Raw genomic sequence first — 24392 nt, forward strand, 5'->3', positions numbered from 1 at the left:
GACCCCTTAGGCCGCGCCGGTCGAGACGATGTCACCCGGCAGCAGCGGCAGCGACAGCGGCGACCAGCCCGGGCCGTAGCTGGCCTGCGTTTTCCAGTCGAAGCGCACCGGATAGAAGGCGGCCGTGGAAAGTGGCGCACTCGGGTCGGTCACCGCCGCGCCGAGGCCGCGCTGCAGCGTCAGCCCGGTCATCGCCAGCGCCGTTGGCGAGGTGGCGCGCCCAGCCTGGGCCAGCAGATTGCCGACCGTCGTGCCGACCGGAACCGTCATCTGCACCCCGTTCAGAACTGCTCGCAGGCAAGGCCGCAGCACCGAGCGGCCGCGGAAATACACCACCGGCGAGCTTCCGCCCGGCACGTTGCTGGCCAGCTGCAGGGCGCTGAAGCTGGGCGCCGCGGCGATGACGAAATTGCTGGGTGTGTTGGTCGGGCAGGGATCGCTGGCGCCCGCCAATGTCGTGGGCGGGAACAAGCGATAGAAGCAGGTGCGGAAGCCGGCGAAATACATATCCGCCGCATCGGCGATGCCGCCTTCCTGCTGGGTCGAGGTATGGCTGGGCGGCGGGTTGACCGTCAGCGCTCCGCCCGCGACCAGCTGGCCGACAAATGCGTCGGTTCCGGTGGTGATGGAGCCCGAGCTGTCGATGAAGCTGCCGACGTCGTAGTCAACGACCGAACCCCCGACGTATCCGTTCGACCATTGCAGCGACGACGATTGGGTGACCGTCTGGTAGGGCGCGGCGATCACGCGCAGCACCATGCCGGGCCGCAGGTCGGCATAGCCCTGACTGACCCCCGTTTCCTGCGAGGGGAAGCTGAGGCCGTAACCGTAATAGAGGATCTCCTGGAAAGTCTGCGGCATGTAACGCGAGATCGCGTCCTGCAGGATCTGCACGCCCCAGGGCGCGGCGCCGGCGGTCTCGGCAGCCTGCAGGAAGGCGATATAGGCCGCGCGCAGCGTTGCGCGGATGGGCGCGGCATCGAAAGCCCAGACAGAGCTGCTGGCCGCGAGCGTCAGGCGGTACGGCCACGCCGTCGCAGTGTCCGAATTTGGATTGGCTTCCAAGGTGAATGGGGCCGCGGTCACCGGCAGGTTGGTCAGCGGGGTGGCCCCGCCGATCTGGGGCAGGTACAAGCTGATGTCTGCACCAGGCGTGGCAGCGTTGGCGAGGCTGGTGGCCGGATAGAGGTATGGGTAGGCGGTCGAGGCCGGCTCGGTCGAGGTGAAGAAGCCCGCGGTGAACAGGGGCAGGGCGGCGCTTGAGGGGCCGGTCGAGGCATTGGCCGAACTGGTCTGGAAGCTCGCCTGTACCACGACGCTGTAGCTCGCCGCATTGTCGGAGGGCGTATACGTCCAGGTGCCGGAGCTTGCATCGCCGGGCGCGTCGAAATGAGCGTCGACCGTGGCCGGGCTGCCTTCCTTCAGCACGCTGATGACGTAACCGCTGGCGCCGCTGACCGGATGCCACGCGGCCGAGACCGAGATCCCGTCATAGCTCGCCTGGATCAGGTCGGCCTTCGCGCTGGCCAGCGCAAAGGCCGGGCTGGATGGGCCGGTCGAGGTCACGCCGTCGGCGGTGAACTGCGCCCGCGCGGTGACGCTCAAGGCCGCGTTCGCCGGCAGTGGGGCGGGCAGGGTGTAACTGTTGCCCGCCGGGCTGGCGGTGTCGCCATTGCTGAAACTGAGGAGATAGGCGGATGCGTTCGCGACCGCGCTCCAGTGCAGCACGGCCCCGCCGGTGACGGTATCGGTGACCAGCTTGGTGAATTGCGGCGCGGCGTCGATCACGGCGACCGCGTTGCCCTCCGGCCCCAGTGCCACGCCAAGCCGGCTGCGTATCTTGACCGTCGGCGCGGTCAGGCCCGGCGTCAGCGGAAGGCTGGCCGAAGTTCCACCCGTTTCCGCGCCCGCTGCGGCGTCTGATCCGGAATAGAGGGTGGCGACGTAAGCCTGTGGCGCCGGGGTCAGTTGCGTCCAGCTGAGGCTGACAGCGTCCGAAGACGCTGACGCAGCAAGCGGTTCGACCGGAACCACGGGCAAAGGCGTGTCGCCGGTCTGGGCCGAGATCGCGCCGGTGGCCGGATCGCCCTTGGCGATGATGCGGCAGACCCAGCCAAGCCCCGTGCTCAGCGCGCTGGTCAGCGTGACATTGCCCGAGGTCGAGTTCCCGCCGGCGATGTCGGCGGTCTTCTGCGCCCCGCTATCCAGCGACAGCACCTGGATAGTGAAGCCGGTGACCGCCGAGTTATAGGCCATTGTCCAGCCGAAGCTGACCAAGAGGTTGTTGTAGTCGGCGCCGAGCAGGACAGGGATGGTGGTGATGACCGGCACGGTGTCGCTGGCCACGCCTGCGCCGCCGGTTCCCTCAGCGATGACCTGGAAACCGTAGGTCAGGTTCTCCGAGAGCGGCGCGCCGAGCGCCAGCGTGCCGCTGGTGGCCGAAGCACTGGCGACCGTCTGCGACTGCACCGCCCCGGCCGAGGATGTCAGCGCCAGCCTGAAGCCTGTCAGCCCGGTGGAGGCTAGCGCCCCCCAGCCGGCGATGATGCGCTTGCCAGCTTGATAGATCGTGCCGATGCCCAGTTCGGGCTGGGCGAGCGGCTTGGGGAAGGCGCCCTCGCTCGAGCGCGCCGCGGCGCCGTTCTCGCCGAGTGCCCCCACGACCGCCTGCCATTGCAGACTGGAGGACAGGCCGTTCGGCATTTTCGAGGACGGGATGACGCCCTTGCCGGCGTCGGGATCGGAGATGGTGGCGCTATAGGTCGTACCGCTATCGGGAGAATAGACGATCAGCTGATAGCCCTGCGCGGCCTGCCACGAGGGAACCCATTCGAACGCCACCTGGGCCCCGTCATACACCGCCGAGATCAGGGTCGGCCGGGCCGTGGGCAGCACCAAGGGCGCGCTTACCTGCCCGGTCTGCGTCGCGCTCCACATCGCGGTGACCACCACCAGATAGGAGACGTCGGTGTTGAGAGCACCAGGCAGGTCGAGCGTACCGAAAGCCGTGGTCTGACCCGAAATCAGGCCACTCTGGTAGGCGGTCTGGCCCGCAGGCTGGCCGATGTAGGTCAGCGAGATCACATAGCCGATGACGCTGGTGTCGCCCGAGGGCGTCCAGGTCACCCGGACCTTGGCGCTGTCATAGATGGCCTGCGTGATGACGGGATCGTTGTTTGCCATGTCGGTCATCCGGATCGGGGGCAGGGCGGGACGCGACGGTCCCGACGTGCCGCCTATTGGTGGTTTTCGAAATCCTGGAGCCAGGCTTCGTCGAGGCGCTCTCGCACCGCGTCCGGATCGGAGGACAGGACCTGCAAGGTCTGGCGGGCGAGCCAGTTCTGCATCTGGCCGTCGCCGGTCAGGATGCCGCCGGCATAAAGTGTGCTGCCCTCTTCCGGGGGCAGGTGACTCGACTGGTCCACCGGTGCGAGTACCAAGTTGTGAACCCGGCCCGCATAGGTCTCCAGGCTGACCTCGGTCAGAGTCGCTTGGCCTTTCAGTGTCCTGACGGCCTGGCCGACCGTAAGTGCCTTGGCCTTCACCGGCTCGCCATCGGCTTTGATGACCGGATGGCCTTCGGTCAGCAGCAGGTCGTGGCCCTGATCGGTCTTCAAACGGATCATCGGTTTGGGCTCGCTGCCAGCGGTGGTGCCGCCAACCAGCCTGCGTCGACCGTCTCCGTCAACGACATATTCGTCCTGGTTGCCACTGAAATCCTCTACCGCCATGACGGTGGTTCCGTCGGCGAGCGTGATCTCGGTGCCGGCCGCGTAGCAGCCTTGGATGATGTACATCTGCGGGATGATGTAGATACCCGGAATGCCGATCTGACTGCGATCGCTGGTGAAGTTCAGCGAGCCGTAGGGCGGCTGTCCGCCGCCCCCTCCCTGCAGCGGCACGGCGGCCTGCATCCACAGATTGGCGGTGGTGCCGTCATAGTAGGCAATGCAGTCGCGGGTATTGGGGAAGGCGGCGGACGGGAAGTTCCAGCTGATCGTGGCCCCGCTGGCCGACCAGTATTGCGGGTCGGAGCTGTTCTGGAAAAATACGTTGCAGCCCCCGCCGCTGGTCGGATTCTGCAGTGCGATGGTTACGGCAGGATTGGCGGGCGTGACCACCTGATTGGGAAAGGTGGCGCTGCCAGACATCGGGAAGACGAGATCCGTCGGGTGCGCGGTAGAGTTCCAGTAGTCGCACTCGGCTTGGCTGCCTCGAAACCAGCAGGTCTTGATCGGAGTCCTGTTGTCCACCTCGTTGGTGCAGGTGGTCTGATACTGGCCCGGGACGCAGTTGTTACCGCTGCGCACGCAATAGTTCGGCTTCAGCATGCAGGCGGCGGTGGGATTGACCGTGTTCACGGTGGACGCCTGGGCGGAGCTTGCCGCCAGCACCAGCGGCTCGGCCTCTCCGGCCAGCGCGGCTCTGGAAGTGTTGGGCGTATAGATGAAATAGGCCATGGCCTGGGTGGTGCCGTCGCCGGACGCCTCCGTGCCCGAAACCGACAGCGAGAAATTCACCCCCTGCGCGTATTGGGATTTCGATGTGCTTGCGTAAACATGGCCGTCCGAAAGCGTGTACAGCTCCAGAGAAATGGAGGTCTGCTGCGTACCCCCGACGATCGACGACAGCGCCGTGGCCTGATGGTCGGACTGGGAATTCTCGATCTCACTCAGCGAGGCGATGAAGTTGAGATCCTGCGGATCGGTGGGGTCGTCGTCCGCGGTCACGGCGGCGACGGCCTTCGGCGGAGCGGCACCGCCAAGCGCCGCGGCGCCCCGCTTGTGCGCGGCCTGCAAGCGGCGGAACAGTTCGGGGGATTTTTCCGGGCTCTCGCCCGAGCGCTCCAACGCGCCCATGAGTGCTCGGTAGTGCAGCGGATTGGACATGGAGAGCCGGTTGGCCACGTGCGGGGCCATCTCTGCATGCAGGGACCTCAGGTCGGACAGTTCACTCGCCGACAGTCTGACCCCCGTTTCGGCCTCAGCCTCCAAGGTTGGGGTCTCCCGGGCCGGGGGCGGGGCCTCTGTCGTACTTTTGCGACGTTCGCAGGCGGTGGCGGAAAGAATGACGGCCAACGCAAGCGCAGCGGAAACAAGCGGGAAAGCTGAAGATCGCATGAGAAGACTCCCTCTGGCGCGCCAGCAGCCGCCTGCGGCGCTCTCGCAGACTCAGACATGGGTCAGGGTCGGTCAACCTGTCAGCTCCGACAGGCTAGGTGTCTAGCGGCTGCAGCGGCACGTCTTCGCTATTGCGCGGCGCGAAGCCGCCTGTGCCCCCGTGGGGTCGTAGATGGTGCGGATGATGGCGGGTTCGCGCAACGCGTTCGCCCGATATCGTTCCGCTTGGGTCAGGTGACCTCTGAACATGCGCAACGGAGGCGTTCAGGCTACGTCACCTGGCCCACTATGCTCCGTAGGGGGTTGCGTTTCAGAGCTGAGACCGCCGGGATCCATTGAGATGCTTCTGCTGGCAGGCGCGCCGACGTCCAATGTGCGAGAGCCCATCGCGGGGTGACGGCTGGAAGAACGCGAACAGTTCGACGGTGGCGGCAGGGCTCGGTAGGAGCTCCAATGCTCGCGGGACACGGCCAGCAGACCGACACCAGGCTGGGTCCGCTTCGTCTGTCCGCGGCTGCTCTCGGAGCCTTCGCCCAGTCGCTCAGTTGTTTTGCTTCGGCAGCCGAACCATCTGCACCATCAAGTGTGCGAGCGTCGCTTCCAGATCCCCAGTGCAGCGCCCCATGTGCACGGGCGAGGTCTGGATGATCGCGCTGCGCTGGGCCGTGAGCCAGTGGAATCGAGTGCGCAGTGGCAGCAGGCCGATCGGTGCAGCAGCTTCGCCGCCACGGCAGACTGCGGTGATGGCCGCCAGGTGTCGGCAGACCATGTCCGTGTCGACGTCGGGGTCAAGTGCGCGCAGGCGGGCTTCGTCCACCTCGATTCGCGCTTCCAGAAAGCGAGTGCGTTCGCAGGAGAGGATCACACCGACATTGATGAACTCGCCGCGCTCCACACGCGGCACCACGCGAATCACCGCGTAGTCGTAGGTTTCATGCGCGCGCATTGATCGCCTGATCGACAAAGCCCTGGCGCTGCGCCAGCCGACGGCTGAGGTATTCCACATAGGCAGCGCGCTGGGCGTCGGGAGTGCTGAAGTCGTCCGGGCCCTGCAGCCACTCGTCGGGAACCTGAGCCACGATTTCGGCAATAGTGTCGCCTTGCAGGCGCTGCGCCATGTCCGCGTCGACCTCGGCGATGCGCGAGGCCCAGCGCAGCAGCACATGCTCGCGAATCAAGGGGAATGGCTTGTCCGCCTGCGAGGTGTCGCCGTTCCAGCCGTGGTGGAAGTACAGCGCCGCCCCGTGGTCGATCAGGATCAGGCGGCGATGCCAGATCAACATGTTCGGATTGCGTGCGGTGCGGTCGAGATTGCTGATGAACGCATCGAACCAGACGATGCGTGAGGACAGCTCCGGATCGGGTTGCTCGGCGACCGGATCAAAGTTGATCGCGCCCGGCAGATAGTCCATGCCCAGGTTGAGCCCGGCGCTGGCGCGAATCAGATCCTGGATTTCGGGGTCGGCTTCGGTCCGAGCGAGTTCCGGATCGAGATCCATCAGCACGATTTCCGGCGCCGGCAGGCTCAGCGCCCGCGCCAAGCCACCGGCGATCGCCTCGGCCACCAATGCCTTCGCGCCTTGGCCTGCGCCACGGAACTTGAGCACATACAGACCCTGATCCTCGGCCTCGACAACAGCCGGCATCGAGCCGCCTTCTCGCAAAGGGGTGACATAGCGAGTGGCGGCAAGTCGGCGCAGTAGCATCGCGCAAGAATACCGGTGATCGGTCGGGTCTGAGCGTCGCGGGCAAATGGATGCCCGGAGTTCGAGATGCGAAGTTGCGGGTGGCATGGAAGCCGCGGTGCGGCGCGCGACGCTCGAAGAGTGGAGCGGCGCCCACGCGCGACGAGGAGCGCGGCTACCGAGGCGGTAGCCGATGAGCGAAGGCACGCACATCGGCTGGTTCTTCAGGCCCTGATGCAGGGCCACGCCTGATGCCGCTCGGCCTGCGCTCGGCACTGCTGCAAACCGAAGGGCAGGGATCCAGCTCGGCAGACGGAGCCCCTGTCAACGATGCCGGATGAGGGGGTCACTCCCCGGAAGCGGACCTGCCGTTCCTCGGTGACGCGGACTTGCCACCCGGCGCCGGAAGGTCGAACAAGGTGTAGATCGAGAAGCCCTCATCGGCGGCAACTTGAACAAGCAGATCGCGAACCCGCTTGCGGTCCTGGTAAATCAACTGCTCGCGACGGTGGCGAACGGCCTGTTCGAGGTCCTCAAGTTGCTTGATCGACAGACCTTCTAGTTTTCGGAAATCCATTGAATTGTTTCTGCTGGCAGGGGCGGCGAAGTCTAAGCGCAAGAGCCCGACGCTGTGAAGCGCATTTTGGAGTCTGGCAAGCCTTCGGACGGGTTCACGAAGCTGTGGGAGTTCAAGCGTCTGAACCTGACGTGCGAAGCCATCCTCGTCGAATCGAAATGGCGTCCTTGCTTCGGTGACGACCTGCTGGCCAGGTCGGAGCGCCTTCTGCGCCAATCGGGCTACGCCTTCAAACCATCTGCTGAAAGATCTGACGCGGGCCGATTGTCTCGACAGCGTCAAGACCATTGCCGTACCAAGGGGGCATGAGTCGGTTGTTCAACGCGCCAGCGACGAATCCCATGCGCAGCCATGGGTGAGCAACCTGCGGCGGCCAGGAAACAATTGCGCATAATGTATATTATGTCAAATCAAAGAAAGCCCTCTCAGGGAGCCCAGCCTTCGTACTCCCCGAATCCTTCTCTCACCCGATCTCGCCGAGCAACCGCTCTCGATGATCCTTCTCTGCTGCCGGCGCTCGGCGTCATTAGCCCGAACGGAGAAGCTCAGCCACCACGCGGCGGCAAACCGCAGGGCTCACCTCGTTCTCGATCTGGATCTGGATCTAGATGTGTGCAGTCGCTGAAGGCGGCCTTCGGCGCGGCGTCGATAACCTATGGCGCCGCGTGCAGGTATTCCTGCGCCAAGCCATCTGCCTCGATATTCGTTTCCGCGATGCACCCGGTGCGCGCTTCTGTCCACCACTCGCCGCGCCACTGCGGAAGTCCGCTGCCGCGCTGGAAGAACTTGACCCGGAAAGCTGGGCCGACCTGGTAGGTGCAGACCAGACGCAAACCATCGTCGGAAATCAGCATCGACAGGCGAAGCCAACTGCGTGGCTCAGCGGCGACAAGAATCGCGCCACCGATGTCAACGTTGCCGCCTGCATCGAGAACGCCTGTAACTTCGAAGCTCATGGCATTTCCCAGCTCCGGGCAATGTAGTGAATGCCGGTTGCACCGCTGAATTCCGCTGGCGCCGCGACCAGTTCAAGGCGCACTTTGGCCCGAAAGTGTGGCGCGAGCGCGTGCGCCGGAAAGCCGATCACCAGCCGGCGAGCTGCCGAATCGCCGCCTTCGGTTCGGAGCTCGAGCGCTTCGACTCGGTATACCTCGCCGCCGATCTGCACGCACGCGGGGAGCTCATTCGACAATCGGCCGTCATCGCAGTAGTCGACGAACCAACCCGTGAACTCTGGGTTGGTGATAGTTGCAACGAGGATCTGCGGCGTGGTCAGGGGAACAGGCTGAGTGGCGCAAGCTGCCACGAGCAGCGCGAAGAACGTCGTCGTCACCCCTGCTATCACGGCTGGCTTTGCGGTTGGCAGGCCCCTGCCCTACGCTCCCTAAGGCTCAAACCCATCGCTGAAGACCAAAGGCAAGTAGCTCATCGAAACAAACTGCGGGCGGGTGCCGACCAGCTGGCCTTCGGGAGAGAAAAAGGCGGCAAAGAAGGAAATTCCGCTCGCGTCCTGCGCACCGCCCGCGACCTCGATGTCGAGCTCGATTCGTGAGCCCGGAGGCAGGTAGACGCGTCCGTCAGGCTGAGGACAAACGGCGCCGCCGGAGCTGCGACACCTGTCGCGGTAACTGTTGTTCGACGTCACGCTCAGATACCCCTCGATCACACTGCTGGGGCCAGCGTTGTCCAGCTCGAAGGTCCAGCGCAGATAGCCATCGGGTAGTGGCGTTGGGGTCCGATCAAGCAACCGCATTCCGGTGTTGTGCTGGCCGATCAGCCGTAACCAAGTGGCGTCGACATCCAGCCCGGGGCCGGCGCCGGTCGGCGAGGTTTCCGCGCTGACGAAACCGGAGACCACACGCAGCCCGCGCGCATCCGGATGGCTGCTCAGCGGCAAGTGCAGATTCGTCATGGCTTGGCCTGGCAGCAGCGCCGAGAAAATGCAGCGGACGCTCTGCGGGCCGGTACGCGGACACAGAGGCAGGCCGTCGACCAGCAGTCGGATGTCCGCGTCCTCCCGCAGGATCAGCACAGGGTGCTCGGCCACATCGGGGCCCAAGCTTTCGACGTCATAGCGCAGGTGGGTGAGCGCGCCCGCGGCGACAGTCTGCGGCGCGATGTTCAGGGTCAGACGGAAATCCGTGTAGTACCCCTGCCGCTTGAGGACCTCGGCCCAGGCAGGTGCATTCACTGCGATCAAGCCAAGCCCGGCCAGCGCGCCGGCAAAAATCAGACGTGGCAGTACCACGCGAACAACATCAATCGGCATTTGATCCCCATCACTCAGTCAGACGCAAAGGCACGAAGGCGCGCCGCGAAACTGGCGGCAGCGCAATCAAAACGAACCAGAACCAGAACCACAGTCGCAGCGTGCTGGCTTCGACCAGACAGACCAGCACAAAAGACCCCCAAACAGCGGCAGGCAAGCTCCCCTGCGGCGCGCGACTCAGTAATGCTATGAGCTTCACACTGGCAAGCGCCAGCAACAGCCCTCCGGAGCAGAGGATTTCCAGCGGCAAGCTGTGGGGCCAGGGCGTCAGTCGGGGGTCGATCAGGCCCTGCTGGAAGAGGCCGCCACTGCCCAATGCCTCCGGGTAGGCGGTGACAAACCCATGCGGGCCCACGCCCAGACCGGGATGCTCGACAAACAGCCCCCAGGCTGCCTGCCAAAGCTGAAGCCGCGCGCCTGCACTGTCCATGCTCTTCTCGAAGACGCCAGGCACCAGCCATGCCGAAAGCAACAAAACGCCCAGTGCGATAGCGCCAGCGCCAACGACCGCCAATCGCCGCTGCCGCGACCGGCTGCTCAATTCTGTCGACACTGCCAGCACCAGTACCAGCAGACCCAGGCGCGACTGCAGGACGATCAAGGCGGCAGCCAGCAATAGGCTGAGCGCGAGCACGCTGCCGACTCGCCACCCGTCTGACTCCTTGCGGGCGCGCGACCAGCGCCACCAGAGCGGCCACAGACAGCCCATCCATGCGAGGTCGTTGGGCACCACCAGCCATGGCAACGCGACCGCGTAGACCAGTTGCTCGGGGCGGTCGGCGGGCAAGGCCAGCAGCACCTGCAGACAGGCGCCAAGGCCAAGCACGGTCAGCGCCAGCACCGTGGACTCGAAGGCCTCACCCGGGTGGCGAGCGTGCGCGCGCGGTAGCACCAGTGCGCCCAGCAGCGCGATCGCGGCGGGCACCGACAGCGACAACGCGCGCTGTGGGTCCAGAGCGAACGTAGCGGCGATCAGCCAAGCCAGGCCGAACCCGAGCATGCCGAACTCAAGCGCGCTGGGCCGCCTAGAGAAGTCCACTTGACCGAGAAGGCCGGCGACCGCCAGGCCGCACAGCAGTGCAGGCAGCGCGTAGGTCACCGTCACCGCATGCCCGTGCAGCACGATGAAACTGCCCCAGCCGAGCGCGGCCCAGGGCCAGTGGAGAACGGCTGAGGGCCTCATGTGTGCTGGGGACAGTTCCGAAGAGCCCGCGGCTGCGGACGGCGCGGGCATTGTTCCAGAGTGCGGGCAGCTCCGTGCGCGCGCAGCGGCAGGCGATGGGCTACTGCTGCGTCGCGCGCTTCGATGTGCTCCACCCGAACGCACCGGATGCCCTGCCGAAAGAATGCGCAAGCGGGCAGCTCTTGCCGAGAGCTCCGAACCGGCGCCCTTGGCCGGCTAGCTACGCTCCCAGCGCCTGAGCGACCGGGCAACTTGCTCGTCGTGAACGATCAAAGCGCCCGAATGGCACCAACGGAGAAACGCGACGATGACGGCGCGCTGCTCACAATTGCAGCGTGAGCGGAAGTTGAGCTCAACCGGCTGAGCCTTTGCGTAGCGGCCAAAGTTCGCGAGAGCGTCGATCGTGTGATCGAGTACCAGCAGCTGGTTTCTGCGCGGGCTTCGTACGCACGAGCTCATATAGGCGGGCAGGATGACGAACCAATCCTGCGAAAGCTCGACGCGAATCGGGTTGGGATTCTGCTCGATGTAGTCGTCCCTCAGGTCCGCTCGACGCGCTGGAACTCGCGCTGAATGGCCGCAAGAAGATCCGCCGCATCGGCAACCCCGCTGGGAGCGGGCTTGACGTTGCGGCTCACCCTTCCCCCAAAGCCTTGAGCAAGCGCTTCACCTCTTCGCGCAAGCGCACCAGCTTGTCCGGGTTCAAGGTGGTGGCGCAGGCGACGCCGTGCGGAATGCCCACGGCGCGCTCGCGCAGGTCCTGGCCTTGCGCAGTCACGCGGACGAAGACGCGGCGCTCGTCCTCGCTGCAGCGTTTGCGTTCGACGAGGCCGGCGGCTTCAAGGCGTTTCAGCAAGGGCGTCAGCGTGCCGGAATCCAGATGCAGGGCCTGGCCGAGTTCGCCCACACTGCGCTTGCCGTGCTGCCACAGCACCAGCATCACCAGGTACTGCGGGTAGGTCAGTTCCAGTTGATCCAACAGCGGGCGGTACAGGCGCTGGATGCGGTTGCTGGCCGCATACAGCGCGAAACACAGCTGCTGATCCAGGTGCAGTGGGTCGGTGATGCCCGCCGCGCAGGCAGTGGTGTCGGGCTTGGGTTTGGCGGCGGGCATGGGCTGCGCAGGGTCAGTCGGGCAGGAAGGGGTAGTCGGTATAGCCTTTGGCCCCGCCGCCGTAAAGCGTGGCGGCATCCAGCGGGTTCAGTGCGCGCCCTTCGCGCAGGCGGCGCACCAGGTCGGGGTTGCTGATGAACAGCCGGCCAAAGCAGAACAGATCCGCAGCACCGGCGGCCAAGCGCGATTCCGCCATGGCGTGGTCGTAGCCGTTGTTGACCATCCACGCACCGCTGAATTTGGCGCGCAGTGCGGCGAAGTCGAAGCTCGGGTCGATATCGCGGTCACCGCCGGTAGCGCCTTCGATCACGTGCACATAGGCCAGCGGGTGCGCGGCGATGCGCTCGACGGCACGCTCGAAAAGCGCCTGCGGCTGGCTGTCGGCGACGTCATTGAAAGGCGCCACAGGAGACAGGCGCACGCCGACGCGCTCGGCGCCGACGGCAGCCACGACGGCGTCGGTGACTTCGGCCAAGAAGCGCGTGCGGTTTTCGATCGAGCCACCGTACTCGTCGCTGCGCTGATTGCTGCTGTCGCGCAGAAACTGGTCGATCAGATAACCGTTGGCGGCGTGCACTTCGACTCCGTCGAAGCCGGCCGTGATTGCATTTCGGGCGGCCTGGGCATAGTCGGCGATGGTGCTGCGGATGTCGTCCAGCGTCATGGCGCGCGGGGATGAGACATCGACAAATCCTTCGGTGGTGAAGGTCTTTGATTTCGCCGTCAACGCCGAAGGTGCGACCGGTGCGGCGCCGTCAGGCAGCAAGGACGTGTGCGAGATGCGGCCCACATGCCACAGCTGCAGGAAGATTTTGCCGCCTTCGGCGTGCACTGCGGCGGTGACGCGCTTCCAGGCGTCGATCTGTGCGTCGGAGTAGATGCCCGGCGTGTCCAGATAGCCCTGCCCCATCGGTGAGATCTGGCTCGCCTCGGTGATGATCAGGCCGGCGCTGGCGCGCTGGCGGTAGTACTCGATGGCGAGGTCGGTCGGCACGCGGCCGGGGCCGGCGCGGTTGCGGGTCAGCGGCGCCATGATCAGGCGATTGGCGAGCTCGATGGAGCCGAGCTTGAAAGGTGCAAACAGGGGGGAGGTTGAGGTGCTCATGCTGTCCTTGGCGTGGCTGGGGGGTGTGCGCGGGCGTCGATTCGTGGCGCAGGTTGGGCGCTTCTCAGTGAGATTGATGTGGGCGTCTGGGCTCCCGGCCGAACGGGTCGGGTTGGGTTGATGACGCGACTTGATCGGTGGAGCGGAGTCTCGATTGAACTGGGGCTCTCGCTCCGCGCGGACCCTCTCGCCCACCCCTCTCCCACGGGAGAGGGGCTTTGGAGCGTGGCGTTTTGTCGATCCGAGGTGGCTTGGGTCGCTGGCGCTGAAGGCACTGATGCCCTGCCCCGTGCTCCGCGCGCAGGCTCAGACCGCGCTGGCGCTCACTTCGACCGGGATATTGCCGCGAGTGGCTTTAGAGTACGGGCAGACTTCGTGTGCGCCGTCGGCCAGTGCCTGGGCGGTGGCTGCATCGACGCCGCCGACGATGGCGTGCAGGCGCACGGCCAGGCCGAAGCTGGTCTCGTCCTTGCCGATGTCCACTTCAGCTTCGATCTTGGCGCTGCTGATGGCGATGCCGCGAGTGCGCGCGACCAGGCGCAGGGCGCCCTCGAAACAGGCCGCATAGCCGGCGGCGAACAACTGCTCGGGATTGGTGGCGCCGCCTTTGCCGCCGAGGCCGGTCGGCAACTGCAGCTGCTGATCGATGAAGCCATCGTCAGAGGTGACGCGGCCTTCGCGGCCGCCAACGGCGGTGGCACGTGCGGTGTACATCGGGGTCATGGCCTGCTCCTGCTTGCGGGTTGGAGTGGCGAATTTATATTGCGTGCAATTAGATTGCAAGAACTGTTTTGTCGAGCCGGTGTGAGCGGCTCACAGCGTCAGCCACTGGCCACCGCTGACCCGCTCACGGCCTTCGAGGTCGACCCAAGTTGCCACCTCGGCGAAGCCGGCCGCCTGCAGCAGATCGCGCATGCCCTCGCCCTGTCGCCAGCCGTGCTCGCACAGCAGCCAAGCACCGGGGTTCAGATGCATTGGTGCTGCGGCGACAATGCGACGCAGATCGTCGAACCCGTCCGCGCCAGAGGCGAGCGCCGAGCGCGGCTCGAAGCGCAGGTCGCCCTGATCCAGATGTGCATCGGCGCTCTCGATGTAGGGCGGATTGCTCAGCACCATATCGAAACGCGCGTCCGCGAACGGCTCGAACCAGTCACCGCAGACAAAGCGCACCCGCTGCAGCCCGAGCGCTCCCGCATTGGTCGTGGCGACCTCCAGCGCGGCCCTGCTGGCGTCGCTGGCGATCACCTCAAGCTCGGGCCGCTGATGCGCAATCGCCAGCGCGATCGCGCCGCTGCCGGTGCCGAGATCGAGCACGCGCAGGCCGGCTCGGCGCGGCAGACGCGCCAGCGCCAGTTCGACCAGGGTCTCGGTGTCAGCGCGTGGGATCAACGTCGCCGGGCTGACCTGCAGGCGCAGGCCGTAGAACTCGCGCTCGCCCAGCACATAGGCGATCGGCTCTCCGCTGACGCGCCGGTTCACGTGCGCGCCGAACTGCGCGATCTGCGCGTCACTGAGACCGTCATCCGCATGTGCAAACAGCCAGGCGCGGCCCACGCCGAGCGTTGCTGCGAGCAGCACTTCGGCCTCTCGACGGGCGTCCTCGCCCGTCAACGCGACAGTCGCACGCTGCAGTGCCTCGCGCACTCGGCTGCCAACGCTGAGTTCGAATCGGGTCGTAGCATCGGGCATGAGCAATCGGGCCGGCCAACAGGAGCCGAAGTTTGGCAGACGCGGGCGCCATCCACGTGCTGGCTGGGGCATGATTCGCTGATGCCCCAGCCACCTGTCCACGCCCTGCCCGCGCTGCTCGATCGGTCCTTTCTGCTGTGGTGGCGCAGCCTTGCCTACACCGCGCCCTTGGCCCTGATCGGCGCGCTGCCCGGTCTGCTGAATCCAATTCGCCTGCCCAGCCTGGAAAGCCTGCAGCAGGATCCCGAAGCCGGCGCGCTGGCCTTTATCGAACCGCTGACCCACAGCGCCACCTGGTGGTTGTTGGCCGCTGCAGCGCTGTTCGCACTGTGGCTGCACTCGGCGCAGGCGATCTGCATCGATGCCGTCGGCCGCGGCGGCAAAGCCCAGCCGCTGCATGCGCTGATGCGGGCACTGCTGGGATTGCCGCGATTGGTGGGTACGGTGCTGGCCTGTGTCGTGCTCGGTGCAGTGGCCTTGATGCCTTTATTGCTGTGGTCAGGTTGGCTGGGCCTGCAAGGGCTGCCCTTGCCAGTGCTGCTGGCCCTGTCGATGCTGGGCAGCGCGCTGTGGGCGGTGCCGCTGTGCTGGCTGCCGATCGTGCTGATGTTCGCCCCGTATGCGAGTGCACTGGACCGCGCCAATCCACTGGCCACGCTGGCCGGAAGTCGCGCGCGAGTGCGTGGACAGTGGTGGCGGCTGATGGTGTTCGTGTCGATCCCGAGCACTCTCTACCTGGGCGCGGCCTCGGTGCTGGCGCTGGCGCCGGCCACCGTACAGACCAGTGCGCGGCAGATCGGCTGGGATCTCGATGCCGAGCTGGTGCAAGCGCTGGTGCAGGCCGCCGGCTTGCTGGTGGCTGCGCTGGGCGGGCCGATGATGCATGCCTGCCTGATCAGCGCCTGGCGCGAACCTGCGTCGCCCGGGCGGTAGAACTCGATCCATCGCGCCAGCCTCGCCTGCGCAGATCACGTGGCAGCGCGTTTGGCCGCGATCAGTACAGCAGCTGCACGCCCTGAATCAGGCTCGAGAGCACGAATCCCGCCAGGAAAAACAGGTAGGACAGGCGCAGATAGCGGTACTTGAAGTGCGACAGGTAGTAGCCGAGCCCGTACAGATCGCGGGCCATGGTGCGATAGATATCGCCCTGGCCTTGCAGCACGTTGGCGACTTCGCGCTCGAAGCGCTCTCGCTTGAGTTCGGCGAAGTGGCCGAAGAACAGCAGATTGAAGCCCGACGGCAACGGCGCATCCGGATCTTTCAGCTTGATCGGCCGATACTTCGGCAGCACCGCCAGCACGGCCAGAAACAACGCGAACAGCGTGAAACCCGACAGCACCGCCATCGCCAGTTTCATCTCCGGATCGCTGACCTGGCGCAGGCTCATGGTCAGCACAATCGACGAGACGGTGATCAGGATATTGGCCTTGATGTCGGCCATCGTTGAGAGCTGCACGTGGTGTTGCTGCGCGGTGCGCAGCATGACGTCGGCCGTATTGCGCTCGATCACGCGCTGGAACGGATCGCTGCTGGCCGCGGCATCACTGTTGATCGAAGCTTCGGCGGGTTCGGTGCTGGACATGGCGGCCTGCGGTCTCGGACGAATGCGCAGATTAGCAGGGGCCGTGCGGCGCTCAGAGTGTCATCGGATCAACTGAAGCGCGCCGGATCCAGCGATGCCAGGTCGACCACGGGCGTACGCGCGCAGACGATATCGGCCACCAGATGTCCGCTGACCGCCGACATGCTGACGCCCATCATCCCGTGGCCGGCCGCCAGCACGAGGTTCGACAGCGCCGGCACGCGGCCGACCAGAGGCAGATCGTCCCAGGTCATCGGACGCCAGCCATACCACTCCTCGCGCTTGGCATCGCCCGTCGGCTGATGCAGGAACTCGGTGGCGCCGCGCTCCAGCGCATCCAGACGCACCCGATTGAGCGACTGGTCGTAGCCGCTGAATTCCATGGTGCTGCCCAGCCTGAACCCATCGGCCCAGGTGGTGACGCAGACCGAGCGCTCCTTCAGCACCAGCGGACGTCGTGGCGCCAGCTGCGGCCGGCTGTAGGTGATCGAATAGCCCTTGCCAGGCTGGATGGGCAGCTTGATGCCGAGGCTCTGCGCCAGCGACGGCGTCCATGCACCGAGCGCCAGCACGGTCTCACGCGGACGATAGACGCCGGCGCTGGTGTGCACCGCCGTCACGCGGCCGCCGTCGATCTGCAGCCGCTGCAGGGCAACGCCCTCTTCGATCAGGCCGCCCAAGGCGCGCACTCGCTCGGTGAGCGCGGCGAGATAGCGATCAGGACGCAGGTGCCCATCGTCGGGGAACAGGATTCCACCGGCGACGCCAGGCTTCAATGCGGGTTCCTCGCGCTCGACGCGGGCGCCATCGTGGACCTCGGCGCGGATGCCCAACTCTGCCAGCGCAGGCAGATCCGCAGCGACCGTGTCCAGCAGCTGCTGAGTGCGGAACACATAGCTGAGGCCGGAGTCGCTGTGCTCGCAGTCCAAGCTGTGACGCTGCACGGCCTCGGCGAGCAAGCCTCGCGAGGCGCTCAATAGAACCGCCCGCTTGGCGGTGGAATCGCGCCAGTCGCGTGGGTTGCAGCGCGCGGCGAAATGCAGAAGCCAGCTCCACAGCGCCGGGTCGATCCGCGGGCGGATATACAGCGGCGCATCGGGTTTCAGCATCCAGCGCAGCCCTTTCAGCAACACCCCGGGCGCAGCCAGCGGCGGCGCGTGGCTGGGGGTGAGCGTGCCGCAGTTGCCGTGCGATGCGCCGGCGCCGATCGTGCTGCGCTCGATAACCCGTACCGCCCGGCCGGCCTCGAGCAGATACAGCGCGCTGCACAGGCCGATCACGCCGCCACCGACGATCAGCACCTCATCCGGGTGGCCTAGGCTTGCGCGACTTGTCACGCCACTGTCCTCGCTCAAATACCCGTTCTCGGAACGCCAGAGGCGGGCCGGGTCAACAACCCGGCCCGCCTCACCACTATTCGGACCTCGTCGCTGCAGGACCGAACAGCGCCTGCAGTCGATTCGAGCGACTGACCACTACTCTGGCGAGCGGGCGTCAGCGGGACCGCTCGTTCGGAGCGAGAGCATCCAACCCCACTCGCCTGCGCGTAATCGCATTGTCAGCGACTCTGTCGAAGCGTCGATCAAGGCGATGTCGCGGCCACACGCTCGACGCTATAGCCGCGGGCGCGCAGCAGCTCGACCAAGCCGATATCGCCGACCAGATGCAGCGCGCCGACGACAACCAGGGTGTTGTCGCCACGCTCCAGCATCGCCTCGATCTGCGGCAGCCAGCGACGGTTGCGGTCTTCGTTGATGGTCTTGGCGGTGATCGGGGTCTTCTCCATCATCTCGCCGATCATCAGTCGCTCGATCGCGGCGGTGTCGCCGCTGCGCCAGAAGCCGTACAGCTCGTCGAACTTGGCGCGCATCTCGTCCATCGGCTTCAAGGCTTCAGACAGGCCGATAACCTGCTCATTCAGCGGCGAGGCCGACAGCGCGTGAATCTGATCGGCGACGGTTTCGAGTCCGCTGCTCGGTTTGCCGTCGTCGGCCGCGCGCTGCATGAAGTGCGAGTCCATGCCCAAGGCCGGGTTGAAGCCCGCCTGCACGACCATCGACACGGTCAGGTTCAAGGTGATGAACCAGGGTTTCATGCCGTCGGAGCCGAGCACTGCGGCTTCGCCCATGAAGCTCTCCAGCTTCAGACGCAGGTCTTCCGGCAGCACCTTGCGCAAGGTTTGGCCGTCGTCGAAGCGTGCGGCCTTCATCAGGCCGGAGGCCAGATCCGGCGAGGTCATCTCCTTCGGGTCGAGCTCGAACACCAGTTGCTCCGCCTCGGCGTAGGCGAGCTCGATGCTGGGGTCCATCGGATAGTCCTGCGGCTTCAGCATGTGGAAGCTGCCGAGCAGATGCACGCGCGCCTCGCCCTTGCTGGCGATCCACAGCATCGGCACCGGACGGGCGCAGGCCAGGCCGGCGAACGCAAGCAGGGAAAGGGCGACAACACAGCGCTGCAACAAATGACGCATGCAAATCTCCATCGGGATCAAGGGGTGCGGCTTACGACGCCGCCTTCGGTGTGTTGTGACCAAAGCGTGCCTCGCCAGCGCGGATGAAAACCGGCAGGCGATTCTCCGGTGGCGGCAGCGGACAGGTGCTGTAGTCGGTATAGGCACAGGGTGGATTGATCGCGCGGTTGAAGTCCAGCCGCACGCGGCCATCGACCACCGGGCCGGTGTAGAGAAAACGTCCGGCGCCATAACTTTCGCGGCCGTTGCTGCGGTCGGCGAAGATCAGGAACAACGCGTCAGCCGGATCGCCAAGTGCTTCGAGGCTGTAGGCCGTGCCATCGATCTTGAACTCCAGACGCCCCGGATTGGGGGTGTCATCGACTTGGCCCAGCACGTTGACGATCGGCAGCGTCTGCCCCGGCGGATGCGGCTCAAAACGTGCCTCCAGCTGCAGCGCGGGCGCCGGCTCGAACCAGTTGAGGCCCTTGAATGAGATCAGAGCAGGGGCGGTGTCGCTGCGCACGCGCAGGCCGATCCGATCCCCGCGCTCGATCAGACTCAGGCTTCCGCCCGCGAACTCAAGCCTTGATGGGGTCTCGCTGCGGTCGCTGAGCAGTCGGTGGCTGCCGGGTTTCAGCTCGATGCCATCCAGCTTGAGCCCTGCCTGCGTCGGTACGTGAAGGCTCAAGGCATGCGACTCGGAATCGGCCGCCACGCGCTCGATCTCGCCCAAGATGGCGGGGCCGACCGCCAGGGTGACATTGGCATCGGCATCGCTGCCGATGCGGTGGCGACCGGGCTCGATCCAGTGCAGGCCGACCAGGGCCAGCCAACCGTCCGGGCTGCGCAGGCCCAGCTCGCGCTGGGCGCGGAACTCGGCGAGTTCGGCGGCGAATTCGGGTGTTGTCAGCGCTGCGGGCTTCAGCTCCGGAGCCGACGAGTTGGCCGCAGCGCTGGCGATCAGCGCGCTAATCAGAGCGATCGTGCTCAGCAGTCGGTCGGCCAATCTTGATCTCAAGGCGAACATTCCGATGGTAGGCGCTAGCGTCCGCGCAGAAAGAGCTTGTCCAGCTCGGCCATGCCGAGTTGGGTCCAGGTCGGACGGCCGTGGTTGCACTGGCCGGAGCGCTCGGTGGCCTCCATGTCGCGCAGCAGGGCATTCATCTCGGCAAGGGTCAGCTGGCGGTTGGCGCGCACCGAGGTGTGGCAGGCCAGGGTCGACAGCAGCTCGTTGCCGGCTTCCTCAATGCGTCGCGTGCGGCCGTGTTCGGCGATGTCGGACAGCACATCCAGCACCAGTTGGCGGGCGTCGGCTCCGGCCAGCAATACGGGCACACTGCGGATCGATAGCGACTGCGGGCCGGTGCGGGTCAGCTCGATGCCCAGCATGCTCAGCGCGGGCGCCTCGGCGTCGGCCAGATCGGCCTCACGCTCGCTCACCGCCAGTTCGATCGGCACCAGCAGGGGCTGGGAACGGATGCCTTCGTTCTCGCGTTGCAGCTTCAGGCGCTCGTAGGTGATGCGCTCATGCGCGGCGTGCATGTCGACCAGCACCAGGCCGTGGATGTTCTGCGCCAGCACATACACACCGTGCAGCTGGGCCAGCGCATAGCCCAGCGGCGGCGCCTGTGCGCTGTCTTCGGACGGCATCGGCGCAGGCGCCACTGCACGCGCGCCTGCCCCATACAACGCACCATAGGCGGCGATCTGCTCGCGCAGCGGCATGCCGAACTGCTGCGGGCGCAGGCCGGGCGGCGGTGACTGATAGCCGTAGCCGCTGCCCCCCGCCGTTGCGGTGGCTGCGTTCGGCGCATAGTTCGGAGTCATGCCAGCGATCGCCGCCGTCGTCTCGCCAGCTGCGGTCGTCGCGCTGCTGCCGGCGCGGGTGCTGGCAAGCGCCTCATGCAGGCTGCGGAAGATGAACTCGTGCACCAGCCGGCCGTCGCGGAAGCGCACCTCATGCTTGGCCGGGTGCACGTTCACATCGACCTTGCGCGGATCGATGTTCAGAAACAGCACGAACGCGGCATGGCGACCGTGGAACAGCACATCGGCATAGGCCTGCTTGACCGCATGCGCCACCAGCCGGTCGCGCACGTGGCGGCCGTTGACGAAGAAGAACTGCTGGTCGGCCTGGCTGCGCGATGCAGTCGGCAGGCCGACCCAGCCGGACAGCAGCAAACCTGCGCCCTCGTGCTCGATACGCAGGGCCTGGCTGGCGAAGTCTTCACCCAGCGCCTCGGCCAGGCGCTTGTGCTGGCTGGCATCATCATCCACCGGCCGGTAGTGGCGGGTGACGCGGCCGTTGTGCTTGAGCTTGAGATCGACCTGCATGCGTGCCAGCGCCAGCGTCCGCACCAGGTCCTCGGCGTGGCCGTACTCGGTGCGCTCGGCGCGCAGGAACTTGCGTCGCGCCGGTACGCTGTAGAACAGATCGCGCACCTCGATGGTGGTCCCGACCGGATGCGCCGCGGGCTCGGCCGGCTGCACTCGACCGCCCTGCACTTCCACGCGCTGAGCGCTGGCCTGGTCGGCCGGCCTTGATGTGATGCTGAACTTCGAGACCGCCGCGATCGACGGCAGGGCCTCGCCACGGAAACCGAGCGTGCCGACCTGCTCCAGATCATCCAGCGAGGCGATTTTGCTGGTCGCGTGGCGCGACAGTGCCAGCGCCAGCTCGCCGGCAGGAATACCGCAGCCGTCGTCGCGGATGCGGATCAGGCGGATGCCGCCTTCCTCCAGATCGATCTCGACCCGATTGGCGCCGGCGTCGACCGCGTTTTCCAGCAGCTCCTTGATCACCGAGGCCGGCCGCTCGACGACTTCGCCGGCAGCGATCTGGTTGATCAGGGTGTCGGGCAGCAGCTGGATCGGCACGGTATTCGCAGGCATGCGGCGGGGTCCAGATCATACCCGCTGGGGGAGCAAGCTTCGTCGGTGCCCTGCATACGTATGTCTTGCGGGCATGGGCCGCGACGGGGCTGCCCGCCGCCGTCGATCAAGGCTAACCTTGGCGGCTTGTGTTCTTGCCTGACGGATCAGAAATGTCGCAGCTGCACGCGCTCGCCGCCGATGTGGGCGGAACCAATGCCCGCATGGCCTGGGTCGAGGTGGATTCGAAGGGCCGCAGCGCGCCGGTGGTGATCTCAGCGCAGACCTACCGCTGTGCCGACTTCGCCGGCCTGGATCAGGTCGTCGCGCGTTTCATCCAGGATCATCCCGGCCAGCCGCAGGCACTTGCACTGGCCTGCGCGGGACTTCGCCACGAGCGCGAGATCATCAATGGCAACCTGCCCTGGCGGGTGCATCTGGATGCGCTCGAACAGGTCGCGGGCGGCGCCCCGCTGCATCTGAGCAATGATTTCGAAGCCCTGGCGCGCGCCACTCGCTGGCTGGCCGAAGGTGCGGGGCAACTACTGCACGGACCTGCTCACGGACGCGCCGCACCGGTGGTGGTGATCGGCCCGGGCACTGGGCTTGGCGCCGCCTTGCGCGTGCCCTACCCCGGCGGCGAAATCGTGGTGCCGACCGAAGGCGGCCGGCCCGGGTTCGCACCAGGTAGCGCCGAGGAATCAGCCTTGTTGGAGCTGCTGCGCGCGCATTCCGAACACGCCGGCCACGTCGACACCGAGACCTTACTGTCAGGCCCGGGCCTGCTGCGGATCTATCGCGGCCTCGGCCAACTGCAGGGCCTCACCGCCAGTGCGGAAACACCTGAGGCCGTGAGCCAGGGATCGGAAGCCGGCACCGATGCGCTGGCGCGCGCGGCGGTCGAGAGCTTCTGGGGCGCCTTGGCCAGCGTCTGCGGCAACTCGGTGCTGGGCCTCGGCGCCTATGGCGGCGTGTTGCTGGCCGGCGGAATCCTGCCGCGCCTGCTGCATGCCTTCGACGCCGACAGGTTCGCCGCCCGCTTCGCCGCCAAGGGCGTGATGCGGCCGGTGCTGGAGCAGGTGCCGGTGCGGCTGATCGAGCACGGCCAGCTCGGCATCGTTGGCGCGGCGATGGCGATCAGCGAGGCCTGACCGCGCGAGGACTTTGATCGCTCGCCGACGGTTCGATGTGCCGCTGACGGCGTCGCGCACAGAGCTGGGTCAGCGCTCCAGACGACGCCTCGGAACGGCTCTCAGGCACGCGTACCGCCCACGGTCAGGCTCTCGATCTTCAGCGTGGGTTGACCCACGCCGACCGGCACGCTCTGGCCGTCCTTGCCGCAGATGCCGACGCCGGCATCCAGCTTGAGATCGTTGCCAACCATGCTGACCCGGTTCATCGTCTCCGGCCCGTTGCCGATCAAGGTCGCGCCCTTGACCGGCGCGGTGATGCGGCCGTCCTCGATCAGGTAGGCCTCGCTGGCCGAGAATACGAACTTGCCCGAGGTGATGTCGACCTGGCCGCCGCCGAAGTTCGGCGCGTACAGGCCGCGCTTGACCGAGCGGATGATCTCTTCCGGGTCGCTCTCGCCGGCCAGCATGTAGGTGTTGGTCATGCGCGGCATCGGCAGATGGGCGAAGCTCTCGCGGCGGCCGTTGCCGGTCGGGGCCACACCCATCAGCCGTGCGTTGAGGCTGTCCTGCATGTAGCCGACCAGCTTGCCGCCTTCGATCAAGGTCGTGCGCTGGGTGACGCAGCCCTCGTCATCGACATTCAGTGAGCCGCGGCGGCCATCCAGGGTGCCGTCGTCGACGATCGTGCACAGGTTGGAGGCGACCTGTTCGCCCATGCGGCCCGCGTAGGTGCTGGTGCCCTTGCGGTTGAAGTCACCCTCCAGACCATGGCCCACGGCTTCGTGCAGCAGCACGCCGGGCCAACCCGGGCCAAGCACCACCGGCATGCTGCCGGCCGGTGCATCGACGGCTTCGAGATTCACCAGCGCCTGGCGCAGGGCTTCACGGCCAAACTCCAGCGCGCGCCCGCTCTGCAGCAGTTCCGGATAGCTGTAGCGGCCACCGCCGCCGGCATAGCCTTGCTCGCGGCGGCCGTCCTGCTCGACGATCACCTGCACATTGCAGCGCACCAGCGGCCGCACATCGCCGGCCATGATGCCGTCGGAGCGCGCCACCAGCACGGTGTCGACCGAACCGGCGAGGCTGACGATGACTTGGCGCACGCGCGCATCCGCCGAGCGCACCAAGGCATCCACCTCGCGCAGCAGCTGTACCTTGGATTCGCTGTCGAGGCTGTCGATCGGGTCCAGCGGCGCGTAAAGGCTGCGCCCTCGTTGGGTGCTGAGGCCGGTGGCAGTGCCGTTCTGGCCGGCGCGGGCGATCGCGCGGGCGGCGCCTGCGGCTTCCAGCAGGGCCGGCAGCTGCAGCTCGTCCGAGTAAGCGAAACCGGTCTTTTCGCCGCTGATCGCGCGCAGGCCGACGCCCTGCTCGATGCTGTGGCTGCCCTCCTTGACGATGCCGTCCTCCATCATCCAGCTCTCGTGACGGCTGTTCTGGAAGTACAGGTCAGCGAAGTCGATGCCGGGGCTGAGCAGGCGTGCGAACACCTGTTCGAGATGGCGGGGCTCAAGCCCGGAGGGCGCGAGCAGGCGGGATTCGGCGAGTTCGTGGGTGGTGTTCATTGCCGAAGGATGGGGATGCGCCGGTGAAGGTGCAAGCATGCGCCGGAATT

Annotated in this window: 21 protein-coding genes; 2 read left to right on the top strand and 19 right to left on the bottom strand. The window is 66.3% G+C overall.

The genetic code is table 11. The features are described 5' to 3' along the window. Positions 1–6: 6 nt before the first annotated feature. The 13 genes from ACIQ7H_RS01935 to prmC all read right to left on the bottom strand — a co-directional run bounded on the left by ACIQ7H_RS01935 (position 7) and on the right by prmC (position 14742). On the bottom strand, positions 7–3183 hold the full coding sequence (locus ACIQ7H_RS01935) for a hypothetical protein (RefSeq protein WP_395787825.1): 3177 nt from the start codon (positions 3181–3183) through the stop codon (positions 7–9). Between the two features lie 53 nt (positions 3184–3236). Beyond that, complete coding sequence (locus ACIQ7H_RS01940) at positions 3237–4889, bottom strand: Hint domain-containing protein (protein WP_395787827.1); 1653 nt, start codon at positions 4887–4889, stop codon at positions 3237–3239. A gap of 772 nt (positions 4890–5661) precedes the next feature. Next, positions 5662–6066, bottom strand: a complete 405-nt coding sequence (locus tag ACIQ7H_RS01945; RefSeq protein WP_395787829.1) for a DUF3037 domain-containing protein — start codon at positions 6064–6066, stop codon at positions 5662–5664. After that, positions 6053–6820, bottom strand: coding sequence for a HipA family kinase (locus tag ACIQ7H_RS01950; protein WP_395787997.1), 768 nt, complete (start codon positions 6818–6820; stop codon positions 6053–6055). Before ACIQ7H_RS01950 ends, ACIQ7H_RS01945 begins: the two co-directional genes overlap by 14 nt. A gap of 331 nt (positions 6821–7151) precedes the next feature. After that, positions 7152–7670, bottom strand: coding sequence for a hypothetical protein (locus ACIQ7H_RS01955; protein WP_395787831.1), 519 nt, complete (start codon positions 7668–7670; stop codon positions 7152–7154). 365 nt (positions 7671–8035) lie between these two features. Then, entirely contained in the window at positions 8036–8338 is a 303-nt protein-coding gene (locus tag ACIQ7H_RS01960; RefSeq protein ID WP_395787833.1) for a hypothetical protein, read from the bottom strand. Beyond that, positions 8335–8715 carry a hypothetical protein gene (locus tag ACIQ7H_RS01965; RefSeq protein ID WP_395787835.1) on the bottom strand — a complete coding sequence of 127 codons (381 nt, stop codon included), beginning with the start codon at positions 8713–8715 and terminating at the stop codon, positions 8335–8337. The genes ACIQ7H_RS01960 and ACIQ7H_RS01965 overlap by 4 nt, the downstream gene beginning before the upstream one ends. A gap of 51 nt (positions 8716–8766) precedes the next feature. Continuing rightward, positions 8767–9651: a hypothetical protein gene (locus ACIQ7H_RS01970; protein ID WP_395787837.1), complete on the bottom strand. Its 885-nt coding sequence runs from the start codon at positions 9649–9651 to the stop codon at positions 8767–8769. Between the two features lie 10 nt (positions 9652–9661). Continuing rightward, complete coding sequence (locus ACIQ7H_RS01975) at positions 9662–10834, bottom strand: O-antigen ligase family protein (RefSeq protein ID WP_395787839.1); 1173 nt, start codon at positions 10832–10834, stop codon at positions 9662–9664. Between the two features lie 634 nt (positions 10835–11468). Then, complete coding sequence (locus tag ACIQ7H_RS01980; protein ID WP_395787841.1) at positions 11469–11948, bottom strand: MarR family winged helix-turn-helix transcriptional regulator; 480 nt, start codon at positions 11946–11948, stop codon at positions 11469–11471. A gap of 13 nt (positions 11949–11961) precedes the next feature. After that, complete coding sequence (locus tag ACIQ7H_RS01985) at positions 11962–13053, bottom strand: alkene reductase (protein WP_395787843.1); 1092 nt, start codon at positions 13051–13053, stop codon at positions 11962–11964. Between the two features lie 306 nt (positions 13054–13359). Then, positions 13360–13776, bottom strand: coding sequence for an organic hydroperoxide resistance protein (locus ACIQ7H_RS01990; RefSeq protein WP_395787845.1), 417 nt, complete (start codon positions 13774–13776; stop codon positions 13360–13362). Between the two features lie 90 nt (positions 13777–13866). After that, the gene (gene prmC / locus ACIQ7H_RS01995) at positions 13867–14742 is read right to left on the bottom strand and encodes a peptide chain release factor N(5)-glutamine methyltransferase (protein WP_395787847.1); all 876 of its coding nucleotides are present in this window, start codon (positions 14740–14742) and stop codon (positions 13867–13869) included. Positions 14743–14823: 81 nt separating this feature from the next. On the opposite strand from prmC, the gene ACIQ7H_RS02000 reads away from it, so the two are divergent. After that, positions 14824–15675 (top strand): hypothetical protein, encoded by an 852-nt coding sequence (locus ACIQ7H_RS02000; RefSeq protein WP_395787849.1) that lies wholly within the window; start codon positions 14824–14826, stop codon positions 15673–15675. Between the two features lie 61 nt (positions 15676–15736). Here ACIQ7H_RS02000 and ACIQ7H_RS02005 read toward each other — a convergent pair whose 3' ends face one another. From ACIQ7H_RS02005 to mutL, 5 genes are all read right to left on the bottom strand, one after another. Next, positions 15737–16324 (bottom strand): Pycsar system effector family protein, encoded by a 588-nt coding sequence (locus tag ACIQ7H_RS02005; RefSeq protein ID WP_395787851.1) that lies wholly within the window; start codon positions 16322–16324, stop codon positions 15737–15739. A 68-nt stretch (positions 16325–16392) separates the two neighbouring features. Further along, positions 16393–17661 carry an NAD(P)/FAD-dependent oxidoreductase gene (locus tag ACIQ7H_RS02010; protein ID WP_395787853.1) on the bottom strand — a complete coding sequence of 423 codons (1269 nt, stop codon included), beginning with the start codon at positions 17659–17661 and terminating at the stop codon, positions 16393–16395. A gap of 245 nt (positions 17662–17906) precedes the next feature. Continuing rightward, positions 17907–18794: a TraB/GumN family protein gene (locus ACIQ7H_RS02015; RefSeq protein WP_395787855.1), complete on the bottom strand. Its 888-nt coding sequence runs from the start codon at positions 18792–18794 to the stop codon at positions 17907–17909. A gap of 31 nt (positions 18795–18825) precedes the next feature. Continuing rightward, on the bottom strand, positions 18826–19782 hold the full coding sequence (locus tag ACIQ7H_RS02020) for a DUF1684 domain-containing protein (RefSeq protein WP_395787857.1): 957 nt from the start codon (positions 19780–19782) through the stop codon (positions 18826–18828). Between the two features lie 35 nt (positions 19783–19817). Further along, positions 19818–21668: a DNA mismatch repair endonuclease MutL gene (gene mutL, locus ACIQ7H_RS02025; RefSeq protein WP_395787859.1), complete on the bottom strand. Its 1851-nt coding sequence runs from the start codon at positions 21666–21668 to the stop codon at positions 19818–19820. Between the two features lie 152 nt (positions 21669–21820). Here mutL and ACIQ7H_RS02030 point away from each other — a divergent pair, with 152 nt between their 5' ends. Beyond that, on the top strand, positions 21821–22798 hold the full coding sequence (locus tag ACIQ7H_RS02030) for a glucokinase (RefSeq protein WP_395787861.1): 978 nt from the start codon (positions 21821–21823) through the stop codon (positions 22796–22798). 101 nt (positions 22799–22899) lie between these two features. Here ACIQ7H_RS02030 and tldD read toward each other — a convergent pair whose 3' ends face one another. Then, on the bottom strand, positions 22900–24342 hold the full coding sequence (gene tldD / locus ACIQ7H_RS02035; protein WP_395787863.1) for a metalloprotease TldD: 1443 nt from the start codon (positions 24340–24342) through the stop codon (positions 22900–22902). Positions 24343–24392: the final 50 nt, after the last annotated feature.

It is taken from the genome of Aquimonas sp. (assembly GCF_044377145.1).
Lineage (GTDB): Bacteria > Pseudomonadota > Gammaproteobacteria > Xanthomonadales > Xanthomonadaceae > Aquimonas.